The 14902-nt window shown below is 40.5% G+C and carries 12 protein-coding genes and 2 pseudogenes; 9 read left to right on the top strand and 5 right to left on the bottom strand.

Annotated elements, in window-relative coordinates; translation table 11 throughout:
* Nucleotides 1-178: 178 nt before the first annotated feature.
* Nucleotides 179-478 carry a hypothetical protein gene (locus tag ABMY41_RS19620; RefSeq protein WP_075594540.1) on the bottom strand — a complete coding sequence of 100 codons (300 nt, stop codon included), beginning with the start codon at nucleotides 476-478 and terminating at the stop codon, nucleotides 179-181.
* Between the two features lie 142 nt (nucleotides 479-620).
* Between ABMY41_RS19620 and ABMY41_RS19615 the strand changes: the two genes are divergently transcribed.
* The 6 genes and pseudogenes from ABMY41_RS19615 to ltrA all read left to right on the top strand — a co-directional run bounded on the left by ABMY41_RS19615 (nucleotide 621) and on the right by ltrA (nucleotide 6450).
* Nucleotides 621-1277, top strand: a complete 657-nt coding sequence (locus tag ABMY41_RS19615; protein WP_235374265.1) for a tyrosine-type recombinase/integrase — start codon at nucleotides 621-623, stop codon at nucleotides 1275-1277.
* A 28-nt stretch (nucleotides 1278-1305) separates the two neighbouring features.
* A pseudogene (locus ABMY41_RS19610) lies at nucleotides 1306-1455 on the top strand (tyrosine-type recombinase/integrase); the annotation flags it as partial.
* A complete protein-coding gene (locus ABMY41_RS19605; RefSeq protein WP_235374264.1) occupies nucleotides 1452-2441 on the top strand; it encodes an IS91 family transposase in 990 nt (329 codons plus the stop codon). The pseudogene ABMY41_RS19610 and the gene ABMY41_RS19605, both read left to right, overlap by 4 nt.
* A 431-nt stretch (nucleotides 2442-2872) precedes the next feature.
* On the top strand, nucleotides 2873-3274 hold the full coding sequence (locus ABMY41_RS19600) for a hypothetical protein (protein WP_235374263.1): 402 nt from the start codon (nucleotides 2873-2875) through the stop codon (nucleotides 3272-3274).
* A gap of 132 nt (nucleotides 3275-3406) precedes the next feature.
* Nucleotides 3407-4288, top strand: coding sequence for an NAD(P)-dependent oxidoreductase (locus ABMY41_RS19595; protein WP_235374262.1), 882 nt, complete (start codon nucleotides 3407-3409; stop codon nucleotides 4286-4288).
* Between the two features lie 689 nt (nucleotides 4289-4977).
* On the top strand, nucleotides 4978-6450 hold the full coding sequence (gene ltrA / locus ABMY41_RS19590; protein ID WP_138558128.1) for a group II intron reverse transcriptase/maturase: 1473 nt from the start codon (nucleotides 4978-4980) through the stop codon (nucleotides 6448-6450).
* A gap of 286 nt (nucleotides 6451-6736) precedes the next feature.
* Here the strand turns inward: ltrA and ABMY41_RS19585 are convergent, their stop codons facing one another.
* From ABMY41_RS19585 to tnpA, 4 genes are all read right to left on the bottom strand, one after another.
* Nucleotides 6737-9334 carry a TraC family protein gene (locus ABMY41_RS19585; protein ID WP_235374261.1) on the bottom strand — a complete coding sequence of 866 codons (2598 nt, stop codon included), beginning with the start codon at nucleotides 9332-9334 and terminating at the stop codon, nucleotides 6737-6739.
* Nucleotides 9335-9348: 14 nt separating this feature from the next.
* Nucleotides 9349-10068, bottom strand: coding sequence for a TraV family lipoprotein (locus ABMY41_RS19580; protein ID WP_051501974.1), 720 nt, complete (start codon nucleotides 10066-10068; stop codon nucleotides 9349-9351).
* Nucleotides 10069-10074: 6 nt separating this feature from the next.
* Nucleotides 10075-10809 (bottom strand): DsbC family protein, encoded by a 735-nt coding sequence (locus ABMY41_RS19575; RefSeq protein ID WP_036973974.1) that lies wholly within the window; start codon nucleotides 10807-10809, stop codon nucleotides 10075-10077.
* Between the two features lie 343 nt (nucleotides 10810-11152).
* Nucleotides 11153-11548 carry an IS200/IS605 family transposase gene (gene tnpA / locus ABMY41_RS19570; protein ID WP_235378277.1) on the bottom strand — a complete coding sequence of 132 codons (396 nt, stop codon included), beginning with the start codon at nucleotides 11546-11548 and terminating at the stop codon, nucleotides 11153-11155.
* 38 nt (nucleotides 11549-11586) lie between these two features.
* Between tnpA and ABMY41_RS19565 the strand changes: the two are divergent.
* The 3 genes and pseudogenes from ABMY41_RS19565 to ABMY41_RS19555 all read left to right on the top strand — a co-directional run bounded on the left by ABMY41_RS19565 (nucleotide 11587) and on the right by ABMY41_RS19555 (nucleotide 14349).
* Nucleotides 11587-12813: pseudogene (locus ABMY41_RS19565) on the top strand (transposase).
* 438 nt (nucleotides 12814-13251) lie between these two features.
* A complete protein-coding gene (locus ABMY41_RS19560) occupies nucleotides 13252-13467 on the top strand; it encodes a hypothetical protein (RefSeq protein WP_036973973.1) in 216 nt (71 codons plus the stop codon).
* A gap of 42 nt (nucleotides 13468-13509) precedes the next feature.
* On the top strand, nucleotides 13510-14349 hold the full coding sequence (locus tag ABMY41_RS19555) for a hypothetical protein (RefSeq protein WP_167330987.1): 840 nt from the start codon (nucleotides 13510-13512) through the stop codon (nucleotides 14347-14349).
* Nucleotides 14350-14902 lie beyond the last annotated feature (553 nt).

Genomic DNA, 14902 nt, shown 5'->3' with positions numbered 1-14902 from the left:
TACCAACCTTCGTTACATTGTCAGAGCCGCTACTTTATTCAGGCTCCTAGGATCATCTGGTGATACAGATGGTTCACTCATTAAGCGGTGAACAGCGCTTCATACGACTTCACGTCGCACGCCCCAAAACGAGTTAACGTGAATGCTCTGATGGTGGCTTTGGGCGAAGTACGGACACTCACTCCCTAGCTAATCTAGGGAGGGCTTTTCTAATTCTTGCCAAGATGTTGCTCCAACCAATACGCTTTTCCCAAAGCTTCCCGTCGACTAAAACTTTATAACAATCGATCCGATCAGTTTTATACTGTTCAAGTTTATGAGTAATGGGTTCACCACTATCGTTATCGGTGATTTCGATTATTCTTCTTAGTTCAGGAATGTTTTGTGGCTCTACAAAGCTTTCTTGTTCTATATCAAGTTTTCGATTAGTGTATGATTTAAAATAATTTTTTGAAGCTTTATTAGTTTGTCTATACATAGGTAATCTCCTACCTTACAAGGTAGCATACCTTGCAAGGTCTCACTAATAAGCTGTTGAACTAAGCCGCTACGCGGAGATCCTATTCTTATCATTTGAGCCACACTTACCTTGGGGTTATCCCATAACTTGGAGGTAAGTCATGAATACACTCATTGAACAAGTCAAAACTGAAATAGCCTATCGAGGTTATTCGCAAAGTACATGTAAAAGCTACAGTGAACATTTACTAAAACTCAGTCATTACTTTAATAAACCGCTCGACTTAGTCACAGATGATGAGTTGAATATCTTTTTTAACGATCCTGCCATTCGCAAACTTTCTAGATCAAGCCAAAAAGTACAGATAAACAGCATTTGGTTCTTGTTTAAACATATTTTACACCGGCCATTGAATTTAGATATTGCACTGCCAAAAGCAAAGTCGCACGCACCCACCTATTTGTCGCGTGATGATATGCGAAGACTGATAGAAAGCTGTACGGATATGCGATTAAAAACGTTAATAGTAGTTTGCTATGGCTGTGGCTTACGCATTGGTGAGCTGCTACATATTAAAGTGCAAAACATTGATGGACAGCGAAAAACCATATTGATTGAACAAGGTAAAGGGGATAAATCACGTTATGTTGTAGTTTCAGATAGCGTACTAAATCAATTACGTTGTTACTGGAAAATGTATCACCCAACGGGTTGGATGTTTTACTCGCGATTGTTAATGGATAAACCGATGTCAGCATCGACCTTTAGGAAGCCATTGAGAAAACACGCACAAGCGTTGTGGTTTAAAACACTGTAATCCACATGCACTACGCCATGCTTATGCAACACACCAACTTGAATCAGGTATGCCACTTCATCAACTGCAACATCAGCTTGGGCATAGTGATATTAAAACCACACAAAGTTATTTACATTGGTTACCAGAGTTAGGTCATGGCGGCATTGATCTGCTTGCAGGTTGGGCTAAACAATGAGCGCTTTGCATTTCGCTGATATTTTAAATTCAAATCTTGAGCATTATCGGCAGCATCATACGATGAGCTATCAACAACTGCGAGTCTGTCAGCACCTGCAATCATGTAGAACAGGTCAGCTCGGTTATCAAGCATGGCAATGTGATAACTGTGGGGAGTCGCAAAAAATTGGGTGTAGTTGTCAAGACCGTCATTGCCCGCGTTGCCAAGGCATGGCCACGGCTAAATGGGTGCAAAAACAGCAGGAAGATTTATTACCGTGTCGGTATTTTCATCTTGTTTTTACGCTCCCTCATGAGTTGAATATCATTGCTCACTATAACCCAAATGCGTTATATCAGTGTTTATTTAAAGCGACATGGCAAACGCTAAGTAAATTTGCGAAACGGAAAAAGCATGGTCAGTTAGGCATGACAAGCGTACTGCATACGTGGGGGCATAACTTAAGTCAGCATATCCACTTGCATTGTTTGATACCCGCAGGGGCGCTAAATAAAGCGCACTGGCATGAAATAGAAAAAGGCTATTTATACCCCGTAAAAGCGTTATCAACAGTCTTTAGGGGTAAAATGCTAGCGGAACTCAATGAATGCGATAGTTCATTCGCGAAGATATACACCCCAACAAAGTGGTGTGTGTATAGCAAAGCCTGTTTAACGTACAGTGAAAAGCTCGTGAGCTACCTTGCGCGTTACACCCGAAAAGGCGTGATGTCAGAATCGCGGTTCGTGTCAGCGAATGAGCAGTCAGTGAGCTTTAAATATCGCGACTATGCAGATAACAACCGCGATAAAGTCATGACACTGAGTTGTGATGATTTTTTACGGCGCTACTTACAACATGTATTGCCGAAAGGGTTTATGCGTATTCGCCACTATGGCTTTTTAGCTAATGCGTGCCGTAAGCGAAAGTTAGGGTTAATAAAGGCTCAAGCATCAGCAACCCCATTCAAAGCGGTGAAGCCGAAGGTGAGCAAGAACGACTAATAACGTATTGGCCTTGCCAGTCATGTAAAGTGGGTATCTTACGATTTATTGGCGTGATGAATTCAGACATGGCGACAAATAAAATAGCGCGAACGAGTTAGTAGCCTTGCTTGCTGCATCAAATCAATGAGTTAACCTGCTTAACTGTTCAGGCTAGTCGCGGCTGCGCGTAAGAAAAACATCCTTGCTTAACGGTTAAACATTCGGTTTAATAAATAGATAATAAACGCTGAGCAATGCAGGGAAAGCTTAAATTATAATAGGTAAGCTTATTAAACTAGCTGATTTAGCTAGAGCCTCTAAAAAGCAAATTCCCATAGCATAAATAGCACCAACTCTGACATACCGAGCAGATAGCGCCTCAGTCCAACAAGCGATTATGCAACACAAACTGCGTGTCGCATAAATACTAAAATGTTAGAAGACTAGCGGTGATTTATGAGCCTAAGGTTGTAAAAGTAGAGACTGATTTCGAATCAGACTCTACAGTAGACATTCACAGAATTACATTCGACATAGAATGCTTAAACATTGCTGTTAAATCGAAGAGTTGGAGTATAAAAGTTCATTTCGATGCTATTTATGGTTTTAGAGTGCTTGATGAAGGTGATTTAGGCGAGTTTTGGAGTGAATGTAACTTAAAAACTGGTTGGTGTTTTGAAGTAATCGACGGTGGCTGGAATGCACTGGAAAACACTAGAGAACACTTCATTACGGGTAAGCTATATCATCCGAGGGAATACCTAATTATTGGTTTAAACGAGTGTGTTTCGGTTTTAGCTTTTGAGCAACCAAAGGTAGTAGAAACATCGTCTTCTAACAAACCACTGTAGTCACTCGCTGGCGCTCGTTGGGACACAAATACGCAGGCTCCCTTCGCTTCGCTACGTATTATAGCCTGCGTATTTGTGCCCATAAGTGGGGCGTTAGCTGCTTTGAAGTCAATAATTAGTAAGGTGTAGTAAATGAGAATATTGGTAACAGGCTCAGCGGGTAGAGTGGGGCGTGCAATCTATATCAAGTTAATGCGAACACATGACGTAGTTGGCTTTGATAAAACACCTTGTTCAACGGCTGATTACATTTGTGATATTCGTGATAGTGCGCTGCTCAATGAAGCTCTTGAAAATATCGACGTAATTATTCATACAGCAGCCCTTCATGCTCCTCATGTTGGCTTATTGCCTGATTCAGAGTTTCAATCTATCAACGTAGACGCAACCGAGAAACTGGCTTTGGCCGGTATAAAAGCAGGCGTCAAGCATTTCATTTTTACCAGTACAACAGCGTTGTACGGTTATGCTTCAACACCTAAAGGTGTTACTGGCTGGGTGAACGAGCAAACTATTCCTCAACCGAAATCGATTTATCACAAAAGCAAAATTGCAGCTGAAATCAAACTTAAAGAAATTTCAAATCTGTTCAATCTTCCGGTGACAGTGTTACAAATGTCTAGGTGTTTTCCAGAGCCCGCGGACTTAATGGCTGTGTTTCGCTTAACTCGTGGTATCGATGCTCGTGATGTAGCAAATGCTCATTTATGTGCAGTAGAAAAACGTTTAAGTGGTTTTAATCGGTTTATCATCTCGGGTGCAACACCTTTTAACCCTTTGGATTGCGAAGCTTTGTATAACGATGCAAGCTCAGTTCTCGCACAAAGGTGTCCGGAGATAGCTTCTGCCTTTAGACAAAGAGGGTGGCAATTACCCGAAACTTTGGATCGTGTATATGACTCATCGTTAGCGCAGAACAAGTTAGGCTGGTTGCCAAAACATGGCTTTGAGAGTGTTTTAGAAATGCTCGATACAGAAACGGCAGAAGTTTTGCCAGTTTCAAAACGCAGCTAACAAAGCATTTAAGAGTGATTCGCAACGCTTGGCGTTTTCGCTTCGCTCGAGTATAGCCAAGCGTCGCTCACACCTTAATGCGGCGTTACCGAATAAATACTCTAACGTGTTTCTGTCCGTGCGACTTGAAGTCGTATGAAGCGCTGTTCACCGCGATAAGAGTGAACCATCTGTATCACCAGATGACCCTATGGTTCTGAATAAAGCAGCGAGCCAAACAATGTAACAAAGCCAATTTGGCGGGAAACAAATCGTGAGAGGCGTTTCTTCCTGATAACCACAATTGGGTAAGTGCTAGGGAATCAGTATGATGAACGTATGTGAATCCATGTAAGGTGCGTTATACGAGAAGCAGCGGAAGTGGTTTTATACGCTGTGGCCAAACGGCAATGGGAGTAGGAAAGAGATTGGACAGTGCTCTTTCGTGATCGACATGCTCTCCGCACTATAGTGGGCATCTAACCTGATATTGCGCGACATACGGAACAAGGTAAGCCTGTATTTCTCCCTATGGGAAAGCTATCTGTGAAGATTGCCGATAGTTGTGCAGGTAAAGGAGGTTGGAAAAAGCCAATGCTGCATTGTAATGATGTAGATACAGAATTGTTTCTGGCACGAAAGTGAGCCCACTTCCAACTGGTCTCCCGTTGCAAGATGATTTGAAGAACTTTATTCATGAGGAAACGCAAATGATGACTTCGCTTGAAGTTAGTGCCTCTTCAGACAAAAGCGAATGGCAATCCATCAATTGGACGGCTATTGAGCAACATGTGTTAAAGCTTCAAATGCGCATTGCAAAGGCAATTCGAGAAGGTAAACAAGGCAAAGCGAAAGCGCTGCAATGGATACTGACTCACTCGAAGTCAGCAAAGTTACTTGCTGTCAGACGAGTATCACAAAACAAAGGTAAACGAACAGCCGGTGTTGATGGCGTCATTTGGAACTCTGATGCACAAAAGCTTGCGGCAGTTAACCAACTGAGCAGAAAAGGCTATAAAGCCAAACCGCTCAGACGCATCTATATCCCTAAGAAAAACGGCAAATTCAGACCATTAGGCATTCCGTGCATGATAGACCGTGCGCAACAAGCGTTACATCTTCTAGCCTTGGAACCAATATCTGAAACCATTGCCGACCCAAATAGCTACGGGTTTCGACCGAATCGCAGCACGGCTGATGCCATTGCACAATGCTTTAAGTGTTTGTGTAAACCAAGCTCAGCGCAGTGGGTACTCGAAGGTGACATCAAGGCATGTTTCGATAAAATTGGCCACCAATGGCTGATAGATAACATTCCAATGGATACACGAATGTTGAAACAGTGGCTAGGGTGCGGGTTTATCGACAAAGGATTATTCTACAGAACAGATGAAGGAACACCTCAAGGTGGAATAATCTCGCCAACATTGATGTTACTGACGTTAGCGGGCTTGGAAAAGCAGGTTAAGTCAATCGCGCGTCAAACAGGCTCAAGGATAAACTTTATTGGCTATGCGGACGATTTCATTATTACAGGCTCATCGAAAGAGGTGCTCGTTAATGAGGTTAAACCGCGACTAGTTAAGTTTCTACAGGAAAGAGGGTTAACTCTATCTGAGGAGAAAACACATGTTACCCATATTGATGACGGCTTTGACTTTTTAGGGTTTAACCTTCGAAAGTACAAAGGAAAACTGCTTATTAAACCAAGCAAGAGCAACGTGCTGTCATTCTTAAGTAACATGCGTGAACTTATCAGAGCACACGCAACTGTATCAACGACAGATCTCATTAAACTAATGAATCCAAAGTTGCACGGTTGGGCGAATTATTATCGCCATTGTGTGGCAAAGCGAACCTTTACCTATGTAGGTCATCAGATCTTCTGGGCGTTATGGCGGTGGGCGCGGCGGCGTCATACCCGTAGAAGCAGAATGTGGGTTGGCCGTAAATACTTTCAAGGTTTAAATGGTCAATGGCTATTTCATGGTTATCAAATGATAAACAATGAAATACGAGTTCTCATTCTTGCTCAAATTAACAAAACGCCAATCAAAAGACACGTTAAGATCCGAAGTGCGTCAACCCCGTACGATCCTAAATATCGGGATTACCTGGGGAATAGGAAGACCAATAATTACGGACGAAATACTTGGATCCAACCTGTCGTAGCAAGTTTGTGACATTGCTGGGTGACATTATGTTGCCTTAGTGGAGGCTTGAGCCGTATGCGGTGAAAGTTGCACGTACGGTTCTTAGGAGGGCGGCACTTGGTAACAAGTGCCGTCTATCCGACAGAAACTTTTTAGTACCACGGTCAGCAATTAGTGCACAATTGACTGTCAGATTTAATTAAGTTCTATTAGTCCAACCATCTATTAGTCCAACCAGTGTTAGTCCAACCAGTGTTAGTCCAACCAGAAAGAGCAAGCTAAGACTATTTCAATATACGTGTATGTACAAAGGTAACTACCCCCTACCCTTCTCTTTATTTGCAAGCTCTAGAGCTTCTTTAATTGAATAACCTTGAGACTTAAACTTATCTACTAACTCCCTGTCATCTGGATCTGTTGAGTAAACTAGTTGAGTTTCTTTATCTACAAAAAGCTTAACTATTTCCCTCGATTGCCCGTATCTCACTAAGATTTCTGAGTAATGGCCCTTATCAGTATGAACGCTTTTCATTAAATCATAGTCTTGATCTGTACCATCATACGCTTTTAACTCTTTGAGTTTATCAACGGCTTCCGGTTCCTGGGCCAACATAAACTTCCATGGACTATTGTTAACAATGGCCATCCCTGCTTGGCTTTGGTAAGCATCAAGTAAGCTCTGTGTGATACAAATGCCAGCTGCACGTGTTTTCCTGAATCGACGCCAACCAGTTTCAAGGAACTCGGCTAGATAATTGATTTTACCCGGCTTGTCTTTAAGGTATTCCCAAGCTTCATCGAGAATGAAAAGTTTTCTTTGTTTGTTGCCTGATAAAAACATTGCATGTTGAGCTGCGTTGATAAGGCTCATCAGAACACATTGTGATAAGTGAGGTTGCGAGGATAGTTCATCCATCTCACAAACGATTAATCGTGATTTGAAGTTTATTGGTGGGTATTTCTTACCAAAAAAGTCTCCAAAAATTCCGCCTTCACACCATGGTTTTAGTTGGCGCCCTATCCTCTTTATTTCAACATCTTGGTGCTTTTCACACAGCTCAGAAAAGTCTGTGATTGATGAACTTTTCCCTTTAAGGTTCCAAAGCTCAGTGAGTACTGTAAGCATTTCTGTAGATTGATAATCACTTAAATCACCTGATTCTGATGCCATTGCTTTCAGCAAGGAATGAACCATTGCTGCTTGACCTTCTTTGCCATAAAAGTCGTCAATATTTGCAAATGGATCAAGTGAAAACTTCATGTTCTCATTGAAGTCAATGAATTGAGCATTCTTATACTGGCTTGCTAAGTTTTCATATGAGCGGCCTTTGTCAATAACAAACACTTGAGCGCCGTCAGTATCGCTGCCCACATCAAGCCGGCTTTTAACACCAGAGCCTAGATATGAAGTGATTAGCTTATTATTGAAAAATGACTTACCAGCTCCAGAGCGAGCGCAAATAAGTGCATTAAAGGAACCATCTGTTTCAAATATGTCTAAACCGAATATTTGCCCAAAGCGCGTGACAAACTCTAGAATTGGCCGTGAAGTGTTTCCTTTCCAACTCGCGCTATGTGGTAATAAAAATACAGCCCCTTTTGCCGTCCATTCATCAAACCGGTCTGATAATTTTATATATTCATCATCAAGTCCAAGAGGTAAAGCGTTTAAGAAAGTGCTAGGCGCCAAAATTGTTTCTATGTTGAACTTATACTCTTTACGTTTGAAGAATGCCTGCAGCTTCCTAGTCGCAGTGAATGTTTCTTTCTTACTTTCACCAAGGATTATTAAATCAAGGCTAATTTTACATAATCTTGAGTTTTTCAGTTCATCTTCGATTGCAAAATAATCTTGTGCCTGGTCTTTTAAGGTTGAAACCCACTCCAGCATTTTTCCTTTTGCTTGTTTTTTTAGCCATTTGTTACGGCGCTCAAATTCTTCATTTGCCGAATGAATACTTGGTAACTGTACGTTAAGCGTCATTAAATATGGGTTCCAAGCAACCGTTCGCTTGCCAAAACGCCAATCACCTAGCAGGTTTATAATATCACCGTAGTTCAAGTAATCGGGTGTTTGCTTGAGGGTCATGACTGAAGCAAATCCATTTGACTTCTCATCTAAAGATGAAAATTCTAGACCATATTCATCACGGTTAATTATTCCGCCCTGCTCTAATATTTGCGCACCAAGTGGGACAAGCTTGTTGATTTTTACTTTATCTCGCCAAAGCGCATTAGGTGAGTGATTGAAGAAAGTCTGCATTCTTGAAAGCCATTCTTCATCATTTAAAATCAATGGGGCTAAGCCTAACCCTTCGAATATTGAATATGTTCTATCTTTTATCTCTAGGAACTCTTTGAGCTCTTTATCGGAAGGGATAAAGTTTTTAACTGGGATTTTTACTGTGATCCAATGTTCAAAATCTCTTGGCCGGATACCTGATTTTTTATCAAGAGACTCTTTTCTTGCTTTAGAGTAATAATTAATTACTGATTCGCTCATTGCATCAGCAAGCTCACCGTCTTCACCACCAATCCGCTTCCCTCGTAGTTGCCTGTAACCATTTAGAAAGCCATCTATTCGTGGTAAAGCAGCTAGGCTTAGTTGAATTAATGTGTTGTGAGGAAACTCATCAGATAGAAAGCCTTCGTAGGCTGTTCTTATTTCGTTGTTTACCCCGTTAGTTGGTTGGCAGGCGATAACAAATCCAATGTATCCCCCTTCCATTAAGAACATTTGATATTCTTTAATATATTCCATTACACAGTTTAATTCTGCGGCTTTATTACCTCCGAGAAGCTTTTGCTGATCTTCAATGGTGCTTCGCCAAAGGGGGCCAGCAAAATTCTGCTGGGTTTCTTCGATATCTGGATTCAATATCTTTTCGATAGCTTCTTGGATTTTATTCAGCATGCTATACACCTATTTTACTTATTAGCCTCAGGCTGAGGTCTAGAAATGCTCAACGGATCGATACCTTTGGCCATAGTTTCTTTTCTTTGGCTTGTTACTTTGCTTTTCTTTATTGTTTGAAATGGTAATACTCGACTTGGGCGCATTTGAGCTTGATGGCCTGTTACCCAGCGTCTTGGTTGTAATTCAACATAAACGAAGCCTGGAATATTCAAATCTCCAGACTTATCTTCCCAAGCAGCAACATAAATACGCATTGCTTTAGCTTCTTCTAGAACAGCGAGAGGCTCTGGCGCGATATCATTTGGAACGTAATTGAAAGTTCTTAAGTCATCTAACTCATCGTGTGATTGTTTCGAATATGACATTGTGTCATTGCTAGCGATACCAACAATGTTGGCTTTGTCATAATCCTGTGCGTTTTGTCTTCGCAAACTTCTTGGTTCATATACGTATGTGATGTCTTCCCCTTCACTATTAACGTAAATGATTTTTTGGTTTCCTTCTGAATTTGACTTTTTTTCACCTTCGTTTTTTGCATATTCTGCAGTCATCATGTGCTCAAGGTGGTCTTGATTGTTGGTTAACTCATAAACCTCCATCGGCCCTTTACAGAGACCAAGTTCTGGTTTACCTGCACATGAAAATTCCTCTTCACCAATCGTAAATGCTGAACACCCAGAAAATAATGAGGCTATGGCTAGAATTGAGCTGATTTTAAAGATTTGTTTCATTGCTAGTTACTCCATCTCAAGCCATGCATCAAAATCGCTTGGTAGCCCATTAAAGGTTAAACCATCTTCACGAACTAGGAATGGGGTCCCTCTAGCCTCAAGCAATCCCATAACGATAGGTGCTTTTTGAACAGCCTTGGCATCGCAGTCTTCTCTCATTTCTGTTGCTAGTTTTGTCTTGTTCATAAGGTCGATGACAGCTTTAGATTTATCAACAGCGCAATTTAGGCGTTTAGACTCAAGTAAAGATTGGCTGCCCAGCATCGCTGTTAGTACAAAGTCGACATTGTACTTTTCTGGAGATTGCTGAATTTTATTGAACAGGGCGTGGCAGTATCCGCAATTAGGGTCAACGAATATTGTTGCTTGCTTGGGTATGTCTTGGTTGCCAAATGATAGTGTTGCAAGCTCATCTAGTTTTACGCCCATTTTTTCAAGAGGGACACGGTGAGCATTTCTTGCTTCGCTCAATTCATCAATAGTTCGTCTAAACCATGTATCAATTAACTGCCCTTGAAATACAAAGCGGCCATTCTTAGATACAAAATATGTTTGTCCTGATTTAGTCTTAACCAGCATTAAGTTTTCAACAGGGAGTTCTTGAATACCTTCGATATCACCTTTTTGAGAAAGAGTTTGTTTTAATTCTTTCGGATTAATTGATTTCGCCATTGAAGATACGCTTAAAAGACTTACAGTTGCTAATAGACCAATAGCCGTAATTGTTTTCTTTAGTGACATTGTGACTTACTCTTTAAATTGACATACATGTCATTGTAATCTTGGCTATAGAGTGAAAAGGGGGGATTAATTACTGATTTTTACTTTTTTTCATGGATTTGGACAAAACAGAATTTTACTAACTCGATGGTTGATATGCTTGTTTAATCAACAAATTAAGGTGAATTTAGGATACTCAAAGCTCTAAATACTTAGTTTTAGGCATGATAAAGCCTTAGGTTGGTAAAATACTGATCTAGGGTTAAGGTTGATATATACCAACCTTAACGAATAAAGTTTATCGAAAATTCACCGAGAAAACCCCGTGATCAGAGCGAAGTGATGTCGCGGGGATGAATCGGTGTCACCCCTTCTCTTGAATATATTTTCGTATTATCTCTGCACTAGCATTTCCTACAGAACACACAAAGTATCCATCAGACCAAAATGTTTTCTCTTTCCAAAATTGGTTTTTGAGGTAAGGAAATGATTTCCAGATTTTAGTAGTTGTCCCTTGTTTAATCCTCCTTGCGTACTGGCCTACAGAATATCGAGTGCCGATTGTAATCAGCATATGAATGTGATCTTTGTCTATTTCAATCTCTTCGATCCTGAAGTCAGAAGATAGAGAAACATCGAAAACCGTTTTCTTAACAAACTCACCCAGATTTCCGTTTAGTAAAGGTTTTCTGTACTTAACTACCAGAATTAAATGAAGTGCAATTATATATTTGCAGTGAGATTTAGTTTCATATTCCAACTTGACAACTCGACCTTATACAGTAGTCTATACAGTATATGAAAAAGACGCTCAGATACAACTACAGGCTAAATCCTACGCCAGAGCAAGAAGCTAAGCTTATTGAGTTTGGTGCGACAGCGCGTGGCATTTGGAATCTGTTGTTGTCTGAAAATATGCGTCGATATGAGTACGATAAGACGTTCTTGTTTTACAAAGAAATGGCCTCGCTTCTTAAGGAATTAAAGCCTTTCGAAGAGTTTGCGTGGATTAAATCTTTTGATTCAGCAGCGGCTCAGCAGGTTGCTCGCGATTTAGAAACTGCTGTTAAGAATGCTTTTTCAAAGGTTCGTTTGCAGCGCTTTCCAAAGCATAAAGTCTCATACAAAAAGAAAAAACTTCACAACGACTCGTTTCGAGCCGTCAATAATTCCAATTGCATTCGAATCGAAAATGGCGCTATCAGTATTCCGAAGGTCGGCAAAGTGCCAATCGTTCTGCATCGTGAGCTAGTGAGCAAAATTAAGACCGTCACTGTTCAATATCGTCACGGAAAATGGGAATGCAGTATCACTCAGGAAGTGGAATGCAAAACGGCTAAACAAGTTTTGGAAACTATCACTGGCTTTGACATCAACTCAAAGCAAACGGTGGTTGGTTCGAACGGTTTCGTGGCCGACAACCCGAAGTTTTTAAAGCAAGCAATAGAGAAGTTAAATCAATTGTAACGCCAGCTTGCACGTCGAACCAAAGGTTCAAATCGCTGGCAAAAAACAAAACAACGCATCAATAAATTACACGGTAAAATCTCAAGGCAAAGGCTGGACTTTGCGCACAAAACTTCACGACAGATAACCAATGAAAATGATATTTTAGTGTTCGAAGATTTAAACGTAAAAGCGATGCAAAAGTTCAATGGTAGTATGGTTGCAGATAACGTGATGGGTTTGATCACTCAGCTTTCAAAGTACAAAGCTGAGCTAGAAGGCAAGCTCTATCATGAAATAGGTCGTTTTGAAAAATCCACTGGAATTTGTTCGGAGTGCGGGCAACGCCATGTTTTAACATTGAATGATAGGCGTTTTACTTGTGCGGCTTGCGGAGCGTATCAAAGCCGCGATCTAGCTGCAGCTAAAAGCATAGCTAGTACAGGTGAATTAGATATAATTGCGGCTGGAATCGTCGCAAGGGTAACACCCGCATCTCAGCAGAAACAATCTGTTAAAACGAAAGTCTTTGAATTATCGAAGTTGGATTTTGGATCTGAGAAAAAAGAAGCTGCCTAGCTGTTAAGCTAGACTGTAGAAGCCCTGTGATCAGAGTGAATCGATGTCGCTGGGTAGTTCACGTTTCGATTAAGACCATAGTAAGTCCGATTCCATAACGCGCACTTTTGAAATAATTAACCTCGAATAAGTGGCGAATTCACCCTGAATAATTTGAGTTAGCATTATGTAACTATTTGATAGTATGGTTTTTTTTGTTTTTTTGTGGCTGGCGAATATTTAAGGTTTTTTATAATTGATTGAGGTTGGCTTTATGATTTTTCGAGTTTATATTTTGGCGAATTCACCTTGAATAATTAAGTGTAAATATATTTTAGTTATTGTTCTGTATGACTTTTTTTTAAAAATAATCGTGGAGAATATTTAGTTATCATTTCAATCAAAGCACGTTCTATATCCTATGTGACCATAGTTACAAAATTTAAGTTGGAGTGTGAAGTGAGTGTTTTCAAAGTTAATCCAATAGACATCATTGATAGCGTTGTTGTTGGAACAGTTAACCAAGTAAGTAGAGAGAAATTAGTTGCTCAAGCCTTTTCTTCATCTGTAGCTGATATAAGAGCTCTAATTGAAAATGAGCGAGCAATAATTACTTCTTTATGTTCGTTTGGGAAAGACTCGACAGTTACACTGCTAATTGTGATGGAGGCTTAACGTCAAGCTATTGCAGCAAAAACCATTGAACCAGAACGCCCATTGATCGTATCGACAGTTAATACAAAAGCAGAAGCGATACCTATGCAAATGTTTGTTAACTATGCCAGTAAGAGAATGCTTGAATATGCTAAGTCTGTAGGTATCAATATTCAGTTTAAATTAGTCCAACCTTCATTGAACAATGAATTCTTCATTAGGTACGTTGGTGGCCAGAAAATTCCAGCAACACCAACTCGCTCCGGTGATTGCTCAGTAATTTTAAAGGTTAACCCAAACGAACACTTTGTTAACTCTCTTGTAGAGTCTATTAGGCACTCAAAGAAGTATGGCTATTATGCCAGTTCACCAATTATTTCTTGCTTAGGTTCTAGGGAAAAAGAGTCTTCGCGTAGGTCAAAGAATATGGAGCGACACAATCTAAAAGGTAAGTCTGCAGAAGATTTAATGAACTCAATGACATCACAGTCTATTGGAAACTCAAAAGTCTACAATTATGCTCCAATTCGTGACTGGGAGACTGATGATGTATTTCTTTTGCTCAGCTTGGCTGGTTCAAAACCACTACAAAGATCTTGCTATGACATACCAGGTTTCTTATCAAACTTTGGTCTTTTAATCGAGATATACGGTAATGGTACAAGTGAGACTTGCGAAATTGCTACAGGTCAAAGTGGTGGGGCAGGTTGCAATGGCAAAGCACGCTACGGGTGTTCTATTTGTACTATCGTTTCAAAGCAAGATAAAACAGCTACTAACCTTGCAAAGTTGAAACGTTGGGAAGTGCTTGGTGTAGAAAATACATTAAGGCTAAGAGATTGGCTATTTAGAATTAGCTCTAACATGAGCGAGCGCTCCACGCTCGGGCGTTTGATACTGTAGGGTACAATCGTGTTGCTTTGCAACCGAATACTTTAAAGCCTAAGCATTTAGATAAAATTGTAAGGTACGCCTGCCAGCTAACACAAGAAAGCATTTCTCATTCAGAGCGTTTCAAATCTTTAGTAGAGCAGGGTAGAGAAGCTGAGCATGAAGGTGTTCAGTGTATTCAAAACGATGTAACTCTACCCCCTAAAATAAAGAAAGCTTTTTTTAGAAATGTATACAGAAGCCTTACTAAACCCTCAGAACCTTAATTACTACTTTAGTGAAGTACATGCCGTGCTTTTATCTTTTCGGTGGTCTTTGGATGGTATCGGAGCAGCACCATTTAGGCCTTTAGCTATTTGGAAACAGATTGAGCAAGGAAAAGGGTGGATACCATACCCAAAATTGAACATTAGGCTTGCGCAATCTCACCCTTTCAAAGGCGAGTCAAGCAAGAGGTAACTAGTCTTTTTTCTGACTTAAAGCGCGTGAAGTTTTTACGGCTCTTTCACTTGGCGGTGTGTTTTGATTTTCAATGTACTGCTTAATTACATCCAAACTCGCGCCG

It is taken from the genome of Pseudoalteromonas sp. BZA4, assembly GCF_040104395.1.
Taxonomy (GTDB): domain Bacteria; phylum Pseudomonadota; class Gammaproteobacteria; order Enterobacterales; family Alteromonadaceae; genus Pseudoalteromonas.
This window is presented reverse-complemented; position numbering and strand designations above follow the sequence as displayed.

What these genes read in the sequence shown, in the direction of transcription:
- ABMY41_RS19620 (WP_075594540.1), bottom strand. Translation starts at nt 478, where the DNA reads ATGTATAGACAAACTAATAAAGCTTCAAAAAATTATTTTAAATCATAC.
- ltrA (WP_138558128.1), top strand. Translation starts at nt 4,978, where the DNA reads ATGATGACTTCGCTTGAAGTTAGTGCCTCTTCAGACAAAAGCGAATGG.
- ABMY41_RS19615 (WP_235374265.1), top strand. Translation starts at nt 621, where the DNA reads ATGAATACACTCATTGAACAAGTCAAAACTGAAATAGCCTATCGAGGT.
- ABMY41_RS19580 (WP_051501974.1), bottom strand. Translation starts at nt 10,068, where the DNA reads ATGAAACAAATCTTTAAAATCAGCTCAATTCTAGCCATAGCCTCATTA.
- ABMY41_RS19605 (WP_235374264.1), top strand. Translation starts at nt 1,452, where the DNA reads ATGAGCGCTTTGCATTTCGCTGATATTTTAAATTCAAATCTTGAGCAT.
- ABMY41_RS19575 (WP_036973974.1), bottom strand. Translation starts at nt 10,809, where the DNA reads ATGTCACTAAAGAAAACAATTACGGCTATTGGTCTATTAGCAACTGTA.
- ABMY41_RS19595 (WP_235374262.1), top strand. Translation starts at nt 3,407, where the DNA reads ATGAGAATATTGGTAACAGGCTCAGCGGGTAGAGTGGGGCGTGCAATC.
- ABMY41_RS19585 (WP_235374261.1), bottom strand. Translation starts at nt 9,334, where the DNA reads ATGCTGAATAAAATCCAAGAAGCTATCGAAAAGATATTGAATCCAGAT.